This window comes from Streptomyces sp. NPDC028289 (assembly GCF_055565975.1).
Map to the genome: position 1 here is coordinate 619,105 of NZ_JBVHTI010000002.1, position 19,572 is coordinate 638,676.

Sequence of the window (19,572 nt, forward strand, 5' to 3'; positions counted from 1 at the left end):
GCGGCGCGGTTCCGTTGTCATCGGCCCTGTCCTCGGGAGCGCTCCATGACGGTTTCATCCTCTGCACCCCGCTCACTTCTGCTGTCCCGCCGTGACCTGGAGTTCCTGCTCTACGACTGGCTCGACGTCGAAACACTCGCCAAGCGCGAGCGGTACACCGATCACACCCGGGAGACGTTCGACGCCGTCCTGGACCTCTGCGCCCAGATCGCCGAGGAACGTTTCGCTCCGCACAACAGGCTGAACGACCAGCAGGAGCCGAAGATCGTGGACGGCCGGGCGGTGGTGCCGCCCGACATCAAGAGCGCCCTCGACGCGGTCGCGGACGCCGGGTTGCTCAGCGGCGGCATGGATGCCCGCGTCGGAGGCCTGCAACTCCCGCAGGTGGTCCAGACCGCCTGCTTCCTCTGGTTCCAGGCGGCGAACATCGGCACGTGGGCGTACGCCATGCTGACGGTCGCCAACGCCAACCTGCTGCTCGCCCACGGCACCGACGAGCAGGTCGCCACCTACGTCCGCCCCATGGTCGAGGGTCGCTATCACGGCACCATGTGTCTGTCCGAGCCGCAGGCGGGGTCCTCGCTGGCCGACCTCACCTGCCGCGCCGAGCCCCGAGACGACGGCACCTTCCGGATCTTCGGCAACAAGATGTGGATCTCCGCAGGAGACCACGAGTTGGGGGAGAACATCGTCCACCTGGTCCTGGCGAGGATTCCGGGTGGTCCGCCCGGAGTGAAGGGCCTGTCACTCCTCCTCGTACCCAAGTACCTGGTGAAGGCCGACGGCACACTCGGCGAGCGCAACGACGTGGTCCTCGCCGGGCTGAACCACAAGATGGGCTACCGCGGTACGACGAACACGCTGCTGAACTTCGGTGAGGGCAGTTACCGGCCCGGCGGCGAGCCGGGCGCGGTCGGGCATCTCGTCGGCGCGCCGCACCAGGGGCTCGTCGCCATGTTCCACATGATGAACGAGGCGCGGACCGGCGTCGGAGCGGGGGCGACGGCGCTGGGATACACCGGCTACCTGAAGTCCCTCGCGTACGCCCGTACGCGCACCCAGGGACGCCCGGCGGGAGCGAAGGACCCCACCGCACCGCCGGTGCCCCTCGTCGAGCACGCCGACGTGCGGCGGATGCTCCTGGCTCAGAAGTCCTACGTGGAAGGGGCGCTGGGGCTCGTCCTGTACTGCGGCAGGCTGCTCGACGAGGAGCGCAGCGCGACCGACGAGACGGAGCGCGCGCGGGCCCGCCTGCTGCTGGAGGTCCTCACACCGATCGCGAAGAGCTGGCCTTCCCAGTGGTGTCTGCAGGCGAACGACCTGGCGATCCAGATCCACGGCGGCTACGGCTACACCCGCGAGTACGACGTGGAGCAGCACTACCGGGACAACCGGCTCAACCCCATCCACGAGGGAACCCACGGAATTCAGGCCCTCGATCTGCTGGGCCGCAAGGTGGTCATGGACGACGGCGCCGGCCTTGCCGCGCTCGAAGTGCTCGTCCGGTCCGCTGTCGCGCGGGCCTGTGCCGTCGGCGGGGAGGCACGCGATCTCGCGGCCACTCTCGACCGGACCCTCACCCGGCTCGTCGAGGTGACCCGGACGATCCACACCGCCGACGTGCCCGTCGGCGTTCGCCTGGCCAACGCGTCGGTGTATCTGGAGGCGGCCGGGCATGTCGTCGTGGCCTGGATCTGGCTGGAGCAGTTCCTGGCCACCGGCGACGGCGGCGACGCCTTCCGGCAGGGCAAGCGGCAGGCCTGCCGTTACTTCTACCGCTACGAACTACCCCGTACCACAGTGCAGTTCGACCTGCTCGCGCGCCTGGACACGACGACGCTGGACACCGGTGACACATGGTTCTGAGGGGATGACACCGACGACCCCACCGGCCCGCAGCCAGTACCACGGCGACGGTGCCCTCGCGGTCGTCGTACTGGCCCGGCCGGTGCTGAACCTTTCTTCGACGTGGCGGTGTTCGTCGCCACCGCGGAAAGCGCTGATGCCCCTGAGCGGAGGGCCCCAGCGCCGGGCCGAGGGAGCCGAGCCGACCAGAGCGAGCGGGCCGATCCACACAGGGGAGCGTTGTCGGCGGAGACATTGGAGCGCCGGAGCGCGGCGAACCGCGTTCTTCCCGAGGAAGGCGTCGCCGAAGCCGCGCGCAAGCCCGCGCACCGCGTCGCCGCCGGCCCCACCTGCGCCTCGTTCCTCCGCGACGGCCCCGGCAAGGCGCCGTGCACGGGCCGATGACCTGCCGATGGTGATCATCGGCAGGTCATCGAACGCGGCCGGTACAGGAGGCGCGGGCAGCGCCCTGGCCCCTGGCGCGTGACCGATTCCCCTGCTCCGCCCTCACACCCGAACGGTCATCCCACCTGCGGCGGATCCACGAAGAAGTCGAGTTCCGGTTCCCGGCCCCCGCCGTACCCGGAGAGATCCGTGTGACCGGCTTCGGTCAGGACGTCGGCGTCGACGAGGGTCTGGCCGGTCTGTTCGCGCGGTGGGCGGGAGAGCACGGCGAGGGCCGCGTCCGCCATGATCTCGGGGCCGCGTGACCGGGAGGTGAGGCTCTCGCCGTCCAGGACGTTGGCCACGGCGGCGGTCGCGATCAGGGTCTGCGGCCACAGGCAGTTCGCGGCGATGCCGTCCTCGGCGAACTCGGCCGCCCAGCCGAGAGTGAGCAGCGTCATCCCGTACTTCGACAGGGTGTAGGCGGGGTGGGCGCCGAGCCAGCGCGGGGCGAGGTTGAGCGGCGGTGACAGGGTCAGGATGTGGGCGTGGTCGGACCGTTTTAGGTGCGGCAGGCAGGCCCGGGTCAGCAGGAAGGTGCCCCTGCTGTTGATCGACTGCATGAGGTCGAAGCGTTTGACGGGCAGTTCCTCGGTGCCCCGCACATCGAGGGCGCTGGCGTTGTTGACGCAGACGTCGACGCCCCCGAACCGGTCCACCGCGGTGGCGATCGCGCGCTCGACGTCGGCCTCCTCACGGACGTCACCGACCACCGCGACGGCGGATCCGCCGGCGGCCTCGATCGCGGCGACCGCTGTGTGCACGGTCCCCGGCAGCCTCGGATCCGGCGTGTCGGTCTTGGCCAGGAACACCGCGTTGGCGCCCTCGCGGGCCGCGGCGGTGAGTATGGCGAGCCCGATGCCACGGCTGCCGCCGGACATCACGATGGTCCGGCCCTTCAGTGATGTCCCCATGCCGGGGTGCTCCTGTCGTCTGTCGTGCATCGGGTGTCAGCACCCGGTGAAGCGCGGGGGCCGCTTCTCCAGGAAGGCGAGGGCGCCTTCGCGGAGGTCGTCGGAGGTGCGGCAGCGGGCGACGGCCTCGATCGCGTGAACCAGCGCGGCGCTGCCCGCCGCTTCGTCGCCCTCGCTCAGGCGGCGGACGGCTTGTACGGAAGCCTTGGCGGCGCGGACGGAAAGGGGGGCGTTCGCCGCGATGGTGGCCGCGAGTTCGTCGACGACCTTGCCCAACTCGGCGGGTTCGACGACCCGGTCGACCAGGCCCACGGCGTGCGCCTCGGCGGCCGGCAGCCGGCGTCCGGTGAACAGCAGGTCGCTCGCGACCGACGGCCCCACGGTCTGGACGAGCGCGGCGGTCTGCGCCAAGGGGTAGCCGACGCCCAGGCGTGCGGCCGGTATGGCCAGGACACTGCGGGTGTCCGCGTAGCGCAGGTCCGCGCCCAGGGCGAGGGCCATGCCCGCGCCCAGGCAGTAGCCGTGGATACGGGCGATGACGGGCACCGAGAGCGCCGACAGCTGTGTGAACAACGTCGTGGCGGCGTCGTCCGCCGCCTGCCGTGCGGCCTCGTCCTGGCGGCCCGGGAACTCGCTGATGTCCGCGCCGGAGACGAAGGCCTGCTCGCCCGCGCCGCGCACGACGACCACACGTACGTCCTGGTCCTCGTCCATCGCCCGTAGCGCGGCGGCGAGTTCGGTCATCATCGCCACTGACAGCGCGTTGCGCCGGGTCGGGTTGCTGATCTCCACGGTGCCGACCGCGTCCCGTACCTCGGTGCGGATCCGTGGCGAGGATGTGCCGGTCGCCGCGGTCATCCGACCTTCTCGGCCACAAAGCGGTTGCGCAGCGCGCCGATCCCCTCGATGCGCACTTCGAACTCCGACCCGTCGCGCAGGAGCACCTTCGGCTCGCGTACGAATCCCACCCCCGACGGGGTGCCGGTGAGAATCAGGTCACCCGGCTCCAGGGTCATCACGGTGGTGATGTAGGCCAGCAACTCCGGTACACCGAACAGGAGTGAGGAGGTGCGGTCGTCCTGGAGGACCTCACCGTCGAGCGTGCCCTTGATGGAGAGGTCGGGCCGTGCGCCGCCGAGGCGCGTGGCGGGCACGACGACCGGCCCGACAGGGGTGAGGCCGTCCCACGCCTTTCCGGCGACCCGCTGCGTGGTGTGGAACTGGAAGTCGCGCACGGAGACGTCGTTGGCCGCGGTGTACCCGAAGATGACGCTCTCCGCGTCCTCGGCCGCGATCCGACGCGCACGGGTACCGATGACCACGGCGAGCTCGCTCTCGTAGTCGATCTGGTCCGATTCCGGTGGCAGGGCCACTTCGGCGAAGGGCCCTGTCAGCGAGGTGTGCCATTTCGGAAAGAGATCGGGGTGAGCCGGTCCTGTGTCGCGGCCGCCCTCGTGCACGTGTGCCAGGTAGTTCTGGCCGATGCAGATGACCTTGCCCGGGCGTCCGACCGGGCTCAGCAGCCGATGGTCCGGCGCGTCGATCACGGGGCCGGCCTCGATGGCCCCCGGGTCGCCCTCAGCCGCCTCCAGCAGCGGGGGCAGGTCGTCGAAGACCTGGCCCTCCACCAGGGCGAGGCGTGCCTTCGCCGCCCCGTCCCGCCTCAGGGCGACCACGGGGCCACCGCCGTGCAGGACCCGGGCGAGGCCGAGCCCGTCCGTCCAGTCCGCCGGTGAAGCGGGCGTCGCAGTGGTCATGAAGGTGCCCTCCTGTGTCATTTCTGCGCCTCGGCGCTGCGAGCGGCCGGGGCGGCCGCCTCCGCCCTCGCGTGCGTGGCATGGGCCGTGGACGTGTCGGCATCGTGCACGCCGACGACGCCGTCCTCGACCAGGGCGGCGATCCGGTCGTCGTCGTATCCCAGTTCGGCCAGGACCGCGATCGTGTCCGCGCCCAGTTCGGGTGCGCGGCCACGGGCGCGCGGCGCCCCGTCGGCGACGATGGGGGTGTTCACGATCGTCGGTTCCGCGAAGCGCTCCTCGTCGTGCACGAACAGGCCGCGCGCGGCGAACTGGTCGTCGGTGAGGATGTCGCTGATGCCGTTGACCGGACCGCAGGGCACCCCTGCCGCTCGCAGCGCGCCCATCCAGTGATCCCGGGGGGCCGTGGCGAAACGTGCCTGGATGATCTCCGCGAGGGGCGCCCGGTGCTGGAAGCGTTCGTACTCGGTGGCGAAGCGTGGGTCGTCGCGCAGATCGAGCTCCAGGACGGCGCACAGCGTCTCCCATGCCCGATCGACCGCGCCGAGCACGAGGGTGGCGCCGTCCTGGCAGGTGAACGCCTCGTAGGGGGCGGCCAGTCGGTGTGCCGTGCCCAGCGGGGCCGGTTCCACACCCGTGGCCACGTAGTCGGCGACCTCCCACAGCGACCAGGCGGCCACCGAGTCCGCGAGCGCGACGTCGATGTACGCGCCGCCGCCACCGGCGCGTGCGCGCAGCAGGGCGGCCAGGACGCCGATCGCTCCCCACATGCCGGTGCCCACGTCGGATATGGGGAAGCCCGCCTTGGCCAGTTGCCCGTCGACCGACCCGGTCACGGACATCAGCCCGCTGTAGGCCTGTGCGATCAGGTCGATGCCCTTCGCGTCGCGCATCGGGCCGAACTGCCCGAAGCCGGAGATGGAGCAGTAGACGAGGTCGGGGCACTCCGCCCGCAGATCCTCGTAACCCAGTCCGAGCCGCGCCATCGCGCCCACCCGGAAGTTCTCCACCAGGACGTCGCTGCGTCGCGCCAGGGAGCGCACGATGTCGGCGCCGGCGGGGGACTTCATGTCGACCGCGAGGCTCTGCTTGTCGCGGTGGGTCAGGTCGAAGGGGATCGACCTGCGCTCCGGGCCCATCCGCCGGGCGCGCATGCCGTCACCCTCGACCGGTTCGATCTTGAGAACGTCCGCGCCGAGGTCGGACAGGATGGTCGTGCAGTAGGGGCCGGCCAGGGCCCCGGTCACATCCAGGACGCGTACGCCTCGTAGGAAGGCGGGGCCGGGCCCGGCGGACTCCGTTGTCGCTGTCATGGCGCCTTTCAGCTGGTGTCGGTCCGTATCGTGGATCGATGGACCGTAATAAGGACCTCCGGCAAACTTAGGCCCGGTATTCCGGGAGCGTCAAGCAGGTGTGTCAAGCAGGTGGGAGGGATGCTCGTGGGGCCCGCGAGCCGGGCATCGCGACACCGTCGGCTCACCGCCGGGTGGAGTCCGGTGGCCTCGCTCCTGGATGTGCTCGGCGCCACCGGACGGACCCGCGTCCGGTGAGCCCGGGGCAGCCGAATCCGGCGGGTGGTGGCGGCCTCGCTCCCGTGCCGGGGGCGGAGTCGACCCATCCCCGCGCCGTTCCGCGCCCAAGGGCGGCCGGCCCGGAAACGAACAGAGCATCCCGGCCGAGGGCGGCTTCCACCGGGATGCCCCGGGACCAGGTGCCGACGGGCTCGAGGCGGGCCGGTGCCGCTGGAAGCGGTGGATGAATGGCGGCCCGGGAACCGGTGGTGGACCGCGTTCCGGACCAGGAGACCTACTAGCGGTCCATGGGGTGCTGGGGATAGTTTCTGGAACGCCTCCGTGGGTTCGGACGTCCGCCGAGAGGGTTCTGGGGGTGGCCGGCGGACACGCATCCGCCGGCCACCCCGCGAAGATCAGGAGCGCGGATACATGTTGGATGCTGACCTCGCGGTCGACGGGCTCGGGGCCGGGCGCAGAGATGTTGGCGTTCTGGCCGGCCGGGCCGCTTACCGCGTGGCGATCTTCGAGAAGTTCCCCGCGCCCTACCGGTTGCCCGGGGAGGTGCGCCGGCCGGCGAGATCGCGTGCCTCGTGCCCCACGCGGCAAACCCTCACCGGACCGGCGAGTGGCACGGGTCCCCGGCCGGTGCGACGCCACCACGCCCCCGCGGGTTCCGCCATCGACGTCCGCCCGTCGACGACCCGGCCGACGCCGCCGTAATCGCCCCCGTCCGCAAGGAAACGCTGAGGAGCACCTCCCATGGCCATCGCCGTCTCCGCCATCTGGACGGCTCACCCCGGCAAGGGGGACATCGTCCGCGACGCCCTGGCCAACCTGGTCCCGGCCACTCGTGCCGAACCCGGGTGTCAGGCGTACTTCGTCCATCAGGACCCTGAGCGGCCCACCGTCTTCAGGTTCTTCGAGATCTACGGCGACGAGGACGTGGTCAAGGCGCACGGCAACTACCCGCATTTCACGAAGTACGCGGTGGGCCAGGCGGCTGAGGCGTTGGCGGACCGCTCTCACGAGTTCACCACCGCGCTCGATCTCTGACGCGCAGTGCCGCGAACCGGGTGTGCTCCCGGACGTCCCGGCGATCACGAGCCGACCTGGCGGACCAGGGTCGGCGCCCAGCAGGCCGGGCGGGTCGGGATCCGGCGCGAGACCCCGGGCTCGCAGGCGTCACGGGCGTCCTTCCCACCTGCTTGACACACCTGCTTGACGCTTCCGGAATACCAGACCTAAGTTTGCCTGAAGTCCTTATCGCGGTCCGTCGATCCATCATGCGGACCGACATAAACGAAGGGCGTCATGACTGGCGACAACGGAGTCCGCCGAGCCCGGCCGGGCCTTCCCGCGTCGCGTACGCGTCCTCCTCGCTGGCCTGGGCATCGTCGCAGGGAGTCATCATGCCGAAACCGCCTGAGACCGACGTGCAGCACGCCACGCGGTTCCGTCGCTACGTTCCCGCCCCCGACGACCCGCGCGTCGCCGGCCTGCACGAGCACACGGCTCGGACATACGCCGACGCCCGGCTGAGCATTCCGGTGCTCGGCGAGGTGGCACGCCAGTGGCGCGAGAGCGCGGAAGAACCGTACGTCGGCATCACCACCGACGGCCGCGTCCGCCACGGCGTCTACGAACTCGGGGCGGTCTCCGAGGCCGAACGCCCGCCCACCGAGGCGATGCTCCGCGCGGTCGAGGAGATCCGCCGCCACACCACGCAGGAGCAGTGGCAGCGGCTGACCTATCCACTGGACGCCCCGCAGTGGCGGACCTGGAGCAACCCCGAGGTGCTGCTGTACGACAACGGCCTTCGTCTGGAGGAGGTGTCGGAGCGCACCGCGGACGCGCTGCTGGGGCTGGTGAGGGCGACCCTCGGCGAGGACGGCTACACCGTGGTGCGCCATCTGATGCGGCTCAACGGCTTCCTCGGTGAGCTCACCGGCATGAGCGGGGTCATGAACACCGGCAGCTACCAGTTCGCCGTCTTCGGCGAACCGTTCCTGGACCAGCCGTGGGGATGGCACCTGTACGGGCACCACGTGTGCGTCAACGCCTTGGTGGCCGGGGACCGGATGGTGATCGGCCCGGTCTTCCTCGGTGCCGAGCCGGACAGCACCGACGTCGGGCCGGAGGCCGGTGTCCGGCCGCTGGGTGTCCGTGAAAAGGTCGGGCTGTCGTTCGTCAACAGCCTGACTCCGCGACAGCTCTCCCTGGCCCGCAGCTACCCGGACGTGCGCGATCCACGGATGCCGGAAGGACGGGTGCACCCGGTGGAGGAGCGGTTCCTCGCGGGTGCGTTCCAGGACAACCGTGTGATCCCGGTGGAGGGCATCCGCGCCACCGAACTGGACGGCGAGCAGCAGCAGTTGCTGCTGGCCGTCATCGAGCAGTACAGCGACCTGCTGCCCGAAGGCCCACGGGCGGCCCGGATGCGCGAGGTGCGTGCGCACCTCCCGGAGACGTACCTGACCTGGATCGGTGGCGTCGACGACGAGCAGCCGTTCTACTACCGGGTGCAGAGCCCGGTGGTGCTCATCGAGTTCGACCACCACGCCGGCATGTTTCTGACCAATCCGGTCCCGGCCCGCTTCCACATCCACACCATCCTGCGGCTGCCCAACGGCAACGACTACGGCCGTCTGTTGTGGAAGCCCCGTACCTGAGAAGACCGACTCCGACCTGAACCCCTCGCCGACCGCCTGCCCCCTCCCGCACTCAGCCGGACACCGCAGGCGTCGGCGGGTACTGAGCCGCACGCCGCGAAACCCCCCGGGCAGCAGCGAAAGCCTGACTGCCCATGCCACATCAGGAGCCGCCATGGACGTCAACGTCGACGTCGTCATCGTCGGGTACGGGCCGGGAGGCGCCGTACTGACTTCCCTTCTGGGACAACGAGGCCACAAGGTGGCCGTGCTGGAGAAGTTCCCGTCCCCCTACAACCTGCCCCGGATGAGCACGCTCGACGGCGAGATCGCCCGTGTCCTGCAACACGCCGCAGACCCCGGCGAAGCGCTGAAGGACTCCGTGCCCCAGGCGACCGGGAGCCTCTACGGCGCCGACGGCGAGCGGGCCCTCGTGGACGACTGGAGCAGGACGGTGTGCGGCCACCCCCTGCGCCTCAGCCTCCACCAGCCCAACATCGAAGCCGCCATGCACGCCCGCGTGGACGCCTGCCCCTCGGTGCAGGTCCACTGGGGTACGCCCGCCACCGGCGTCGAGGACCTCGGTGACCGCGTCGTCGTCACCGCCGTCAGGGACGCGGACGGTGAGCAGATCCGCGTGAACGCCCGCTACGCCGTCGGCATGGACGGGGGCTCGAGCTTCGTCCGGCAGGCGGTCGGCATCAGGATGGACGTGATCCATCGCCATGACGACGAGTGGCTGCTGACCGACTACGACATCATCGATCCCGAGGTCGCCACCCCGCCGACCGAGATCCACCTGGACGTTCCCCGTGCCTACTACTGGGGACCGAACGGCGACCGGCGATGCCGCATCGACATGAGACTGCTGCCCGACGACCCCGCCGAGGTCCGCACTCATGAACACGCACTGGGCTTCCTGCGGGACAAGACCGGCATCGCAGCGCAGTCCGTGCGCATCACACGGCAGGTCAACTACCGGTTCCGCTCCGAGATCGCCGACCGGATGCGGGTGGGCAACGTCTTCATCGGCGGTGACGCCGCCCATCTCATGACCCCCTCCGGGGCGCAGGGATCGTGCAGCGCGATGCGGGATGCCATCAATCTGGCGTGGCGTCTCGACCTCGTGCTCGACGGCCGGACCTCCGCCTCGGTTCTCGACAGCTACGGGCCGGAGCGGCTCGCCCACGTCGCCCCCGTCGTCCAGGCTTCGCTGATGGCGTGGACCCTGGCCGCGGAGACGGACCCGGACAAGGCCGCCGCCCGCGACGCCTTCCTGCGCGCCGGCGAGGTGTCCCTCCCGTCGGTGCCGACGCTGACGGCCGGACTCCTGCGGGACACGCCCGAGGGCGGCCTGGCTCCGCTGGCCGGCTCGCTGAGTCCGCAGGGGCGCGTCCGTATCGGGGAGCGCAGCGGGCTGCTCGACGATCTCGTCGGCTTCGGTTTCCAACTGGTCAGCCGGGTCCCGGTCGCGGAGTTGCTGACGCCGGCCCACACCGGCCTGCTGGAGCGACTGGGCGTTCATGTCGTCGTCCTCGGTCCGGACCGCGTCGAGGACGTCGACGGCACCTACCGGACCTTCCTGGACGAGAACGGCCTGGTCGCCTACCTCAGCCGCCCGGACTTCTACCTCTTCGGCACCGCGGCGACGGCTGAGGATGTCCCCCCACTGATCGACGCCCTGGCCGCCGCGCTGGCACGGACCGAACTCCCTGCCTCTTCGGCCACGCAGCCACCCGTCCCGCAGCCCGGAGCCGCCTTCACCCGGGCAACGGTCCCGGCCGGCGAATTCACCCTGCACTACGCCGAAGCCGCCCCCGCGGCCCCCCTCGGCACCTTCGTGTCACTGCCCGGTTCCGCCGGCCTGGAGATGTCCACCGCCAAGGACCGCCTGGCCGAGCGGTACCGGGTCGTGGAGATCAACCCCCCGGGCTGGGGCGACCAGACGGATGTGTCCCGGCCGATGTCCCAGAGCGAGATCGGAGCGTTGCTGGCCGAGGCGGTCGCCCACCTCGTCGACGGCCCGTTCGTCCTGCTGGCGACCTCCATGGGCGGCGCCAACGCGCTGCACATGGCCGCGAGGATCCCGGACAGGGTGCAGGGCATCATCCTCGAAGCGTCCATGGCGCCGAGCCGACCCGAGGACCAGCGCCCTCTGGCGGCAAGCGCTCCTGCGATCCACCCCGACAAGCCGTGGGCCACCCCCGGGTACGTCGCGCACCAGATGGCGAACCGGATCCGGATGATCCAGCTGACACCACCGGACACGGACGCCACCGAGGCGATCGCCGTCGTGCGTGAGCGTGGGATCCCGGTACTGGGGCTGCTCGGCACCGACGACGAGATCCTGAAGCCGTCCCAGGAGGAGACCTTCCGCACCGTCCTGCCCGAAGGGGAGTTCCGGCTGGTTCCCGGTGGCCGGCACGACCTGCAGAACACCACACCAGAGGAATTCGTCGATCTCGTCGAGACCTTCGTCGCGGACCGGGTCGGTTCCGCCACGAGCAATCGGTGAGGCCTTCGTATGCCGGACCAGCCGATCCGCCGCAAGCGAATGACGGCCGAGCGGTGGGTCGAACTGCTCACGACCGCCCTCGACGTGATGCGCGAGGTCGGCTACGAGGCCATGACCATGGAGGCGGTGGCGGTCCGGGCCCGCTGCAGCAAGGCCACGCTGTACCGCATCTGGCGCGGCAAACCGCAGATGATCGTGGCGGCGTTGTACGCCACGCGGCGGGTGGACATAGGCGCGATCGACACCGGCACGTTGCGCGGTGACCTGCTGGCCCTGTGCGGCCAACTGGTGGCGGATGTGCAGCGGGACACCGAGTTGTTGGCGGCGCTCGCCCACGCCGTGCTCATCGACCCGGAGCTCGCCTCGGCCATGCGCACGTCGCTCGTCGAACCCGAGTCCGCCGCGCTGGACGGATTCGTGGAACGAGCCGTCCGGCGCGGCGAACTGACCGCCCGGCCGGCCGCCGTCGAGTTCCTGCCGCAGCTGCTGTTCGTCGCGCTGATGGCCCGGCCGCTGACCGAGGGGGCCTTCCTCGACATGGACTACGCGACGCGTTACATCGACCTGGCGATCATGCCCGCGCTGCTGGCCGACCGCCCTGTCGTTCCTCCCGCTTTCGAGTCATGAGCATGTCCCCTTGAAACTGTGGCACATCAGTCTTGCCGAGCTGACCTATCGAAAGATCCTTTCAGGAGGCGAAAAACCTGGTGCAAGTAGCGGTTCCCGGCGAGCGGTGAACTCGTCGGAGAACGTCGCCAGGACACGCATGAAATGACATCTGGCCAGGTCTGCCGCGCGTCGCCGCGTGGTTCGAGGAGGAATCGTGACCGTCCCGCCCGTGACGGACGTCGACATGTTCGCGACGTCGGATGAGCGCACCAGCTACGAGCAGTACCGACAGTTGCGCGAGCTGGGTCCTGTTGTCAGGCTGCGCTAACCGGACGCGTACGCGGTCACGCGTTACGCCGAGGTGAAAGCCGCGTTGGCGGATCACGCGTCGTTCATTTCCGGCGAAGGCGTGGGCTTCAATCCCGAGCTGAACCAGCGACCAAGGCACTGGCGAACACCGTGCGCCTCGACTCGGTCTCGGCCGGCGACTTCGACGCGGTCTTCTACTCCGGCGGGCACGGGCCGCTGTGGGACCTGGCCGAGGACACCGTGTCCGCCCGGCTGATCGAGTCGACCCTGCGCTCGGGCAAGCCGGTGGGGCTGGTGTGCCACGCGCCCGGGGTCCTGCGCCACGTCGTCAACGAGGACGGCACCCCCCTGGTCTCGGGTAAGAAGGTCACCGGATTCGCCAACTCCGAGGAAGAGGCCGCCCAGCTCACCGACATCGTCCCCTTCCTGGTCGAGGACGAACTCACCAAGCTCGGAGGTGTCTACTCCAAGACCGGCGACTGGCAGCCCTACGTCCTCAAGGACGGTCTGCTGATCACCGGGCAGAACCCGGCCTCCTCGGCTCCCGCGGCCGACGCCCTGATCGGACTGCTCAACACGGGCGGCGTGTGAGCGCCTACGTCGTCATGCTCCGCGAGCGTGTGACCGGCCCGGCCGCGGCGGCCCCTTACGCCGGCGCGGCCGGGGCGGCCCGGGCGGGCACGCGGTGACACCATGCCTGCCCGAAGAGCAGGAGAGCCGATCCATTCCCGCACAGCCCCGAGACGGTGACCACCGTCGAGAGCGGTTGGCCGAGTCGTCGTACCGGGGGACTCCGCACCTCTTGCAGCCGATGCAAAGATGCTGGTCGTCTCGCGCAGGCGACGACGTTGCCGGTGGGCGAGGGGATGCGGTCCCGACTGCCGACGGCGCGCGAGCCGGGCCCGTTCGACGGCGTCTACGAGCCCACCCGGGCGACTTCCTCCGTGTCGCGCCCCCGGCGCGCTCTCGCCACACCGGCCGGAAGGCCAAGCGCCTCCGGAACGCACCTGCCAGTCGTCGGGCGTTCGTCAGCGACGCGCGAGTTCCGCCGAGATCCGCTCGGTCGCCTCCGTCACCATCTGTCCGTAGGGTTCGTGGAGATCGTCGGTGAGTCGGTAGCTGGGCAACGAGATCGACAGGGCGGCCACGGGCTGTCCCTGGCGATCGCTGATGGCCGAACCGACCGCGGAGACGTCCGGTCGCCACCGCCCGGGGTTGACGGCGAAACCCCGTGCCGCGACGGCCTCCAGCTCCGCGAGAACCTCCTTGCGGGTGAGGCGTGCGCCGGTGGCCAGATCGACGACGGGCGGGATGCGGGCGGCCCGCTCCGAGAGCGGGAGGCGGGAGAGGTAGGCCCAGCCCGACGCCGTAAGGACCATGGGCACCCGCTCCCCGACCTGCGCGACCGTTTGAACGGGCCGGGTCGACGGCACCTTGTCGATCAGGACCAGCGACTCGCCGTCCGGGACGGAAAGGTGGATGTTCTCGTCCGTTCGCCGGCCGAGGTCTTCCAGGACGGGGCGGGCTCGTTCTCGGAGGTCGTCCTGAGTCATGACCCTCGCTCCGACCGCGAGCGCCCGGGCGGTCAGGACCCAGCGCTGTTCTCCCGGCGCTCCCTGCGGGGCCAGCCAGCCGGCCTCGCCCAGAGTGCGCAAGATCCTGTGGACCGTCGCCTTCGGGATTCCCAGCGACCTCGCGAGGGCGCTGATTCCGACGGGTTGTGACCGGGCGACGGCTTCGAGGACATCGAGGGATCGCAGCACCGACTGCATTCCCTGCCGTGTGCCCGACGACTCACTCACGCTCTCTCCTTCGGTGGTGGACCCCGTCATCGTAGTGAGGGCGCCATGGAGTGCTTCTGATCGTAGCCGTGAGCCCTTCGGTCCGTATCGTGGATCACTTAACCGCATAATGGGTCGATTCTACGCTGAACTCGTGCCCAGGGAGCCGACGAGGAACCACCGGTCAGCCGGAGAAAGTCCGGCTGACCGGCCGCAGGCACCGGCCCGCGCCCGCTGCTGGACGCCATGCGTTTCGACCGGAGCGAGGGGGGCCGCTCGTCGTCGGTTTCATCTCCGCCTACGAGGGGTCACCGTTGGAGGCTACGAGCTCGGGTTCGGCCGTCAATGAGGAGCCGGCCGCGAAGGCCGTTCAGCTGCTGCGCCGTCTCGGCGCCACAGAACGGTTCCTTCGCCGGGCCGTGCCGGTGGACTGGGGCCGTGGACATCAACCACCTGCCCGACGGCCCCGACCGGCAGGACTGCGACACGGAACTCGCCGGCTCCGACCCCCTGGTGGGCACCGGCTGGACGTACGGCTACGACGCCGAAGAGGCGCCCATGTCGTGAGCTCCCGCTCGGACGACGGCGCTCACGTCCTTCGACGCGACTTCGGATCCCGGGCTCGAGCAGCTGAGCCCGCCCCCTGATCACCGGCCATGCCCTCAGCGGTCAGGGCGGTCTGTCGCCTGCGGGCCCGGCCCCCGGTGCTCCTGCCGACGACAACCACAGGAACACCGTGCGTCCTCAGTCGAGCGGACCCCCGGGAGGGGATTTTCGGCGGTGGTCCCCGCCCGCGATCGTGTTGCGGAGGATTCCGAGACGCTCGACCTCGACCTCCACCGCGTCGCCGGGCCGCAGCAGCCAGGGTGGTGTGCGGGCGTAGCCGACACCGGCCGGGGTGCCGGTGGCCAGCAGGTCACCGGGGCACAGCGTGAGGGTGCGCGAGATGTGGGCCAGCGTCTCGCCCACGTGGTGGATCATCTGGCTGGTGGAGGCGTCCTGGACGGTCGTGCCGTTGACCCGGGTCCGCACTCGCAGTCCGTCCCGCAGGTCACCCACCTCGCCGGCGGGCACCAGGGGGCCCAGCGGGCCGGAGTGGTCGGCGTTCTTCCCGAGGGTCCACTGTGAGGTCAGTTTCTGCGCCCGCCGTGCGGTGACGTCGTTGAACGTCGAGTAACCGACCACCGCATCGAGCGCCTCGGCGGGGTCCGCGTCCACCAGACGTCGGCCCACCCAGGCCACGATCTCGCCCTCCCAGTCGAGACCATCCTCGGTGGATGGCACGGGGATCTCGGCCCCGCCGACCGTCAGCGACCGCGTCCACCGCGCGAACAGCGTGGGGTGCTCGGGCAGTTCCTGGTCGCGGTAGGACCCTTCGGCGGCGTGTTCGAGGTAGTTCAGGCCGACGCACAGCATCTGTGCCTCCGGCAGCACCGGCGGCACCAGGCGCGCCTCACCCACTGCCACCACCTCGCCGTCCGGCGGGCGGGCCAGCCATGTTTCGGGGTCGGCCCAGAAGTCCCGCAGCCCGGTCATCAGGGTGAGCGGTCCGCCGTCGGGCGACAGGTTCGCCACCTGCACCTCGTCGCCGTACGCCACTCCCACGATCTGCATCCGCACTCCTCGGCTCGGAGACGACACGGTCGCCATACCTTCTAAAGGTTACAACCTTTATGATTGAATGTCGGCATGGTAACCGAGAACCGCGCCCTGCTGGCCGGCCTCAGCGCTCCCGGCGGCACGCGGGCCGAGCAGCTCGCCGCGGCACTTCAGAGCCGTATCCGCGAACTGAGTCCCGGCTCCGCGATCGGCACCATCGAGGAGATCCGTCAGGAGTCCGGTCTGGCCCGCGCCACGGTCAGCGAAGCGATCCGGCTCCTGCGTGACCGAGGGGTGCTGGAAATCCGCCCTGGTCGCGGGGGCGGGCTGTTCGTCGCGGACCAGAGCCCGGTGGTCCGGTTGCGCCACACCCTGCTCAGCGTCGCGGGCGAGCCGGGCACGGTCGCGGACGCCATCGAGCTGCGCAACCATCTCGAGGAACTCGTCGCCGTCGGCGCCGCCCGGTGCGCGGGCGAGGCCGACGTCCAGGCGCTGCGGGCCTGCCTGGACGACATGGCGGCCGCGCCGGACTGGGACGCCTTCCTGCGCGCCAACTGGACATTGCACGAGCGCATCGCGCAGCTGTGCCCGAACGCGATGGCCCGCGCGGTCTACGTCGGCACGCTCGGGCACCTCACGTCGTCCACCGCACGCGCCGCCGACCGGGACGCCGAGGCCTACCGCGCGAGGCGGCTGCGGATCCACGCCGACCTGGTGGAGGCGATCGCCTCCGGGGACGAGGACGCCGTCGGAGCGGCCGTCGCGCGCCACAACCACACCGACTGAACGTACGGGGTCACGGGAGCCGTCATGCCATCAGCCGAGTACCGCAGGTACCTCTACCCGTCCAACTCGCCGCGGCTGTCCTCGATCAGAGGCATGGACGCCTACGAATACCGGGAGGCCGCCAAGGCGGGCCCGTTCACCGGCGCGCTGATCCGCGGCTGGAAACCCCTGCAGTTCGCCGAGTTCCGTGGGGTGACCGAGGACGGCAGGCCGCGGCCCGAGGTGCACGCCTGGGAGCCGGCCCGCCCCGGTGAGGAGGCTCCCGTCGCCGACATGGTCGCCGCGGCGCGGGACCTGCTGACGGCGCTGGACGACGAGGGCCGCGCGAAGCTGCTCCACCCGGTGGACGCGGTCGAGTGGCAGACCTGGGCCAACCCGGAGTTCCTGCAGATCGACACCGGCGTCCGCCTGGAGTTCCAGCCACCCGAGGTCCGCGGGAAGGCCCTCGCCCTGGTCGAGGCGTCGCTGAGCCCCGAGGGCTTCCGGCTGGTGCACGACATGATGCTGATCAACGGCTTTCTCGGCGAGGTCGTGGGCCTGGAGACCATCCTCAACGAGTTCAGCTACAACGTCGCGCTCTACGGCGACCCCGACCCCACCGCCCCGTGGGGCTGGCAGCTGTTCGGCCACCACTGCGCCGTCCACTGCCTCGTCGTCGAGGGGCGCATGGTCGTCAGCCCTGTCTTCCTCGGAGCCGAACCCAACGAGATCGACGACGGCCCCCGCGGCGGCACGGTGGCCTTCACCGACCGGATCCGGCTCGGCACGGACCTCATGGCCGCGCTGCCGCAGGACCAGCGCGCCACCGCGACCGTGTACCGGCACATGGTCGACCCCGCCATGCCGCCCGGCCGCATCCACCCTGGCGACGAACGGCACCTCGCCGGCGCCTTTCAGGACAACCGGGTGATCCCGGTCGAAGGCCTGAGGGTCGCGGACATGCCCCAGCGGGCCAAGGAGATCCTCCTGGCGATCGCCGAGTCGTTCGTGGCCCTGCTGCCCGACGGCCCGCGCGCGGCCCGGATGCGCGAGATCCGCGACCACCTCGACGAGACATGGTTCAGCTGGATCGGCGGGCACGAGGCCGGTGACGTCTTCTACTACCGGCTCCAGTCGCCGGTGCTCATCGCCGAACTCGACCACCACTGCGGCGTCTTCCTCGACTACGACACCCCCAAGCCCTTCCACGTCCACACCGTGCTGCGTACTCCGCACGGCAACGACTACGGCCGCGCCTACGTGCGCGCCTGGCAGGCACGGAACGCCTGAGGGTCCTTGCACTCTGAGCGGAGGCGCGCGATGCTGCACTACATCGGCGTGTCGTTCCCGCAGTCCGAGGACGAATACCACGCGTGATCCGCTCCTTCTTCGGCGACCAGGCCGACAAGACCCTCGCGGAATGCCCGGCCTCCGACTACGCCGACCCCGCCTACGCCCGGCTGCGGTCCTCACCGACAGCGGTACGCCCGGCAGCCTGGGCGGCTGCGGCCAACTCGCGGCCGCCGACATCTTCGCCGCGCACACCGCCACCTAACTTCTACGAGCTGTACGACCCGAACGCGCCACCTCTGACGGTCCCCGAACCGCCCAAGGGCTCCCAGATGTTCGGCGCACAGCGCCGAGCCGGCCTGTCTCTTCCAGGACGGCTTCGCCCAGCAGCCCTCGCGGTTCACCCCCGCGCAGACGGCGTCGTCCGACAGGATCATGCGGTACTGGGTCACGTTCGCCGGGCGGGGCGACCCCAACGGCCACGGCCAACCCGACTGGCCGGCGTACCAGGGCAGCGGCAACGGCATCGTGCAGCTCGCCCGGACAACGTCTCGACGATGCCGGACTTCGCGGCCCAACACCACTGCGCCTTCTGGCGCACTCTTGGACGGGCGTAGCCGAGCGTGACCCCGGGCGACGCGCGGTCTCCTGCCCGGCGTTACCGGCGGGCTGTGTCTGGCTTGGTCGCCAGCACCTTGTGCGGTTTCGCTCGGTCCTTACTCCATGGTTCGGTCGAACTCGTCCTTGTCGAGTGCGCGGTGCGGCAGAGGAGTCGGATGGTCCCGGTCGTGGCGCAGACCGTCCAGGAGGAGGACGAGGTAGCGCCTCCATACGGCGGGGGCGACGGTTCGGCTGTGCTCGGTGACGGCGCCGAGCATGAGCTGGAGGAGGGGGAAGTCGGTGGGTTCGAGGTCGCCGCGGAGCTGGCCGGCCTGCTGGGCGCGTGCGATGAGGGCGCTGACCGCGGGGATGAGGCGGTCCCGGGCCGCGGCCACACGGATCTTGCCGTGCAAGCCCTCCAGGAAGGCTTCCCTCAGCCCGCGGTCTTCGGCGAAGTCCTCGGCGGTAGCCAGGAAGAACTGGACGAATCCGTCCCAGGGGTCTTCGTGGGTGAGTGCCTGTTCGGCCAGTGCGATGAGATGTCCCGCGCCCTCTTCGAAGACGGCCTCGACGAGTTGTTCGCGGTTGGTGAAGCGGCGGTAGGCGGTGCCGACGCCGACGCCTGCGTGACGCGCGATGTCGTCGATCGTGACATCGAGTCCACGTTCGGCGAAAACTTCCCGGGCAGCGGCGAGGATGCGCAGCCGGTTGCGTTCCGCGTCGGCCCGAAGGGGGCTCGGGCGTGGTTCCGGGGATGGTGTGGGATCGGTCCTGCGGCTCATGGATCCACTGTATCCCCGTATCCGGAGATGACTTCTCCAGTTTTAGTGCTACAGTGAATGCACAACCGGAGATAAGTTCTCCAGTTTGCCGGTCGGCCTGTCGTGTGCCTCGACCGGGCGATCGTCGCGCATCCCCTCCCGTGCCACAGCTCCCACTCGGGTTGTCACTATAAGTAGCGAGAGTACGAAACAGTTTCGTT

At 70.3% G+C, this 19,572-nt stretch carries 17 protein-coding genes and 1 pseudogene; 11 read left to right on the forward strand and 7 right to left on the reverse strand.

What is annotated here, in order from left to right; translation table 11 throughout:
• Nucleotides 1-45 precede the first annotated feature (45 nt).
• Complete coding sequence (locus ACZ4UV_RS10715) at nucleotides 46-1,866, forward strand: acyl-CoA dehydrogenase (RefSeq protein ID WP_316769094.1); 1,821 nt, start codon at nucleotides 46-48, stop codon at nucleotides 1,864-1,866.
• A 500-nt stretch (nucleotides 1,867-2,366) separates the two neighbouring features.
• Here the strand turns inward: ACZ4UV_RS10715 and ACZ4UV_RS10720 are convergent, their stop codons facing one another.
• Genes ACZ4UV_RS10720 through ACZ4UV_RS10735 form a run of 4 tightly spaced genes read right to left on the reverse strand, consistent with a single transcriptional unit; the run spans nucleotide 2,367 to nucleotide 6,273 of the window.
• Nucleotides 2,367-3,203: an SDR family oxidoreductase gene (locus ACZ4UV_RS10720; RefSeq protein ID WP_316769092.1), complete on the reverse strand. Its 837-nt coding sequence runs from the start codon at nucleotides 3,201-3,203 to the stop codon at nucleotides 2,367-2,369.
• Between the two features lie 36 nt (nucleotides 3,204-3,239).
• The gene (locus ACZ4UV_RS10725) at nucleotides 3,240-4,061 is read right to left on the reverse strand and encodes an enoyl-CoA hydratase-related protein (protein ID WP_388915813.1); all 822 of its coding nucleotides are present in this window, start codon (nucleotides 4,059-4,061) and stop codon (nucleotides 3,240-3,242) included.
• The gene (locus tag ACZ4UV_RS10730; protein ID WP_316769088.1) at nucleotides 4,058-4,960 is read right to left on the reverse strand and encodes a fumarylacetoacetate hydrolase family protein; all 903 of its coding nucleotides are present in this window, start codon (nucleotides 4,958-4,960) and stop codon (nucleotides 4,058-4,060) included. Before ACZ4UV_RS10730 ends, ACZ4UV_RS10725 begins: the two co-directional genes overlap by 4 nt.
• A 17-nt stretch (nucleotides 4,961-4,977) precedes the next feature.
• Nucleotides 4,978-6,273 (reverse strand): CaiB/BaiF CoA transferase family protein, encoded by a 1,296-nt coding sequence (locus tag ACZ4UV_RS10735; protein ID WP_316769085.1) that lies wholly within the window; start codon nucleotides 6,271-6,273, stop codon nucleotides 4,978-4,980.
• Nucleotides 6,274-7,233: 960 nt separating this feature from the next.
• Between ACZ4UV_RS10735 and ACZ4UV_RS10740 the strand changes: the two genes are divergently transcribed.
• From ACZ4UV_RS10740 to ACZ4UV_RS10760, 5 genes are all read left to right on the forward strand, one after another.
• Nucleotides 7,234-7,527, forward strand: a complete 294-nt coding sequence (locus tag ACZ4UV_RS10740; protein ID WP_467837370.1) for a putative quinol monooxygenase — start codon at nucleotides 7,234-7,236, stop codon at nucleotides 7,525-7,527.
• 356 nt (nucleotides 7,528-7,883) lie between these two features.
• Nucleotides 7,884-9,143: a DUF3500 domain-containing protein gene (locus ACZ4UV_RS10745; protein ID WP_316769081.1), complete on the forward strand. Its 1,260-nt coding sequence runs from the start codon at nucleotides 7,884-7,886 to the stop codon at nucleotides 9,141-9,143.
• 154 nt (nucleotides 9,144-9,297) lie between these two features.
• On the forward strand, nucleotides 9,298-11,637 hold the full coding sequence (locus tag ACZ4UV_RS10750) for a bifunctional 3-(3-hydroxy-phenyl)propionate/3-hydroxycinnamic acid hydroxylase (protein WP_467837372.1): 2,340 nt from the start codon (nucleotides 9,298-9,300) through the stop codon (nucleotides 11,635-11,637).
• 9 nt (nucleotides 11,638-11,646) lie between these two features.
• Nucleotides 11,647-12,264 (forward strand): TetR/AcrR family transcriptional regulator, encoded by a 618-nt coding sequence (locus ACZ4UV_RS10755; RefSeq protein WP_316769079.1) that lies wholly within the window; start codon nucleotides 11,647-11,649, stop codon nucleotides 12,262-12,264.
• 441 nt (nucleotides 12,265-12,705) lie between these two features.
• Complete coding sequence (locus ACZ4UV_RS10760; RefSeq protein ID WP_451017415.1) at nucleotides 12,706-13,146, forward strand: type 1 glutamine amidotransferase domain-containing protein; 441 nt, start codon at nucleotides 12,706-12,708, stop codon at nucleotides 13,144-13,146.
• A gap of 437 nt (nucleotides 13,147-13,583) precedes the next feature.
• On the opposite strand, the gene ACZ4UV_RS10765 is transcribed toward ACZ4UV_RS10760, so the two are convergent.
• Nucleotides 13,584-14,357, reverse strand: coding sequence for an IclR family transcriptional regulator (locus tag ACZ4UV_RS10765; RefSeq protein ID WP_316769078.1), 774 nt, complete (start codon nucleotides 14,355-14,357; stop codon nucleotides 13,584-13,586).
• 417 nt (nucleotides 14,358-14,774) lie between these two features.
• On the opposite strand from ACZ4UV_RS10765, the gene ACZ4UV_RS10770 reads away from it, so the two are divergent.
• Complete coding sequence (locus tag ACZ4UV_RS10770) at nucleotides 14,775-14,903, forward strand: hypothetical protein (RefSeq protein WP_316769077.1); 129 nt, start codon at nucleotides 14,775-14,777, stop codon at nucleotides 14,901-14,903.
• Nucleotides 14,904-15,080: 177 nt separating this feature from the next.
• Here ACZ4UV_RS10770 and ACZ4UV_RS10775 read toward each other — a convergent pair whose 3' ends face one another.
• On the reverse strand, nucleotides 15,081-15,950 hold the full coding sequence (locus ACZ4UV_RS10775) for a fumarylacetoacetate hydrolase family protein (RefSeq protein ID WP_316769075.1): 870 nt from the start codon (nucleotides 15,948-15,950) through the stop codon (nucleotides 15,081-15,083).
• A 75-nt stretch (nucleotides 15,951-16,025) separates the two neighbouring features.
• Here ACZ4UV_RS10775 and ACZ4UV_RS10780 point away from each other — a divergent pair, with 75 nt between their 5' ends.
• From ACZ4UV_RS10780 to ACZ4UV_RS10795, 4 genes and pseudogenes are all read left to right on the forward strand, one after another.
• Entirely contained in the window at nucleotides 16,026-16,721 is a 696-nt protein-coding gene (locus ACZ4UV_RS10780; protein WP_316769073.1) for a FadR/GntR family transcriptional regulator, read from the forward strand.
• A gap of 24 nt (nucleotides 16,722-16,745) precedes the next feature.
• Complete coding sequence (locus tag ACZ4UV_RS10785) at nucleotides 16,746-17,990, forward strand: DUF3500 domain-containing protein (RefSeq protein WP_316769071.1); 1,245 nt, start codon at nucleotides 16,746-16,748, stop codon at nucleotides 17,988-17,990.
• 130 nt (nucleotides 17,991-18,120) lie between these two features.
• Nucleotides 18,121-18,255 carry a hypothetical protein gene (locus ACZ4UV_RS10790; RefSeq protein ID WP_451017414.1) on the forward strand — a complete coding sequence of 45 codons (135 nt, stop codon included), beginning with the start codon at nucleotides 18,121-18,123 and terminating at the stop codon, nucleotides 18,253-18,255.
• A 74-nt stretch (nucleotides 18,256-18,329) separates the two neighbouring features.
• Nucleotides 18,330-18,617, forward strand: a pseudogene (locus ACZ4UV_RS10795) (carboxylesterase family protein); the annotation flags it as partial.
• An 89-nt stretch (nucleotides 18,618-18,706) separates the two neighbouring features.
• Here ACZ4UV_RS10795 and ACZ4UV_RS10800 read toward each other — a convergent pair.
• Nucleotides 18,707-19,372, reverse strand: coding sequence for a TetR/AcrR family transcriptional regulator (locus ACZ4UV_RS10800; RefSeq protein ID WP_467837375.1), 666 nt, complete (start codon nucleotides 19,370-19,372; stop codon nucleotides 18,707-18,709).
• Nucleotides 19,373-19,572 lie beyond the last annotated feature (200 nt).

What these genes read in the sequence shown, in the direction of transcription:
- ACZ4UV_RS10730 (WP_316769088.1), bottom strand. Translation starts at nt 4,960, where the DNA reads ATGACCACTGCGACGCCCGCTTCACCGGCGGACTGGACGGACGGGCTC.
- ACZ4UV_RS10800 (WP_467837375.1), bottom strand. Translation starts at nt 19,372, where the DNA reads ATGAGCCGCAGGACCGATCCCACACCATCCCCGGAACCACGCCCGAGC.
- ACZ4UV_RS10775 (WP_316769075.1), bottom strand. Translation starts at nt 15,950, where the DNA reads ATGCAGATCGTGGGAGTGGCGTACGGCGACGAGGTGCAGGTGGCGAAC.
- ACZ4UV_RS10790 (WP_451017414.1), top strand. Translation starts at nt 18,121, where the DNA reads ATGCCCGGCCTCCGACTACGCCGACCCCGCCTACGCCCGGCTGCGGTC.
- ACZ4UV_RS10750 (WP_467837372.1), top strand. Translation starts at nt 9,298, where the DNA reads ATGGACGTCAACGTCGACGTCGTCATCGTCGGGTACGGGCCGGGAGGC.
- ACZ4UV_RS10780 (WP_316769073.1), top strand. Translation starts at nt 16,026, where the DNA reads ATGGTAACCGAGAACCGCGCCCTGCTGGCCGGCCTCAGCGCTCCCGGC.
- ACZ4UV_RS10735 (WP_316769085.1), bottom strand. Translation starts at nt 6,273, where the DNA reads ATGACAGCGACAACGGAGTCCGCCGGGCCCGGCCCCGCCTTCCTACGA.
- ACZ4UV_RS10755 (WP_316769079.1), top strand. Translation starts at nt 11,647, where the DNA reads ATGCCGGACCAGCCGATCCGCCGCAAGCGAATGACGGCCGAGCGGTGG.
- ACZ4UV_RS10725 (WP_388915813.1), bottom strand. Translation starts at nt 4,061, where the DNA reads ATGACCGCGGCGACCGGCACATCCTCGCCACGGATCCGCACCGAGGTA.
- ACZ4UV_RS10785 (WP_316769071.1), top strand. Translation starts at nt 16,746, where the DNA reads ATGCCATCAGCCGAGTACCGCAGGTACCTCTACCCGTCCAACTCGCCG.
- ACZ4UV_RS10720 (WP_316769092.1), bottom strand. Translation starts at nt 3,203, where the DNA reads ATGGGGACATCACTGAAGGGCCGGACCATCGTGATGTCCGGCGGCAGC.
- ACZ4UV_RS10740 (WP_467837370.1), top strand. Translation starts at nt 7,234, where the DNA reads ATGGCCATCGCCGTCTCCGCCATCTGGACGGCTCACCCCGGCAAGGGG.
- ACZ4UV_RS10715 (WP_316769094.1), top strand. Translation starts at nt 46, where the DNA reads ATGACGGTTTCATCCTCTGCACCCCGCTCACTTCTGCTGTCCCGCCGT.
- ACZ4UV_RS10745 (WP_316769081.1), top strand. Translation starts at nt 7,884, where the DNA reads ATGCCGAAACCGCCTGAGACCGACGTGCAGCACGCCACGCGGTTCCGT.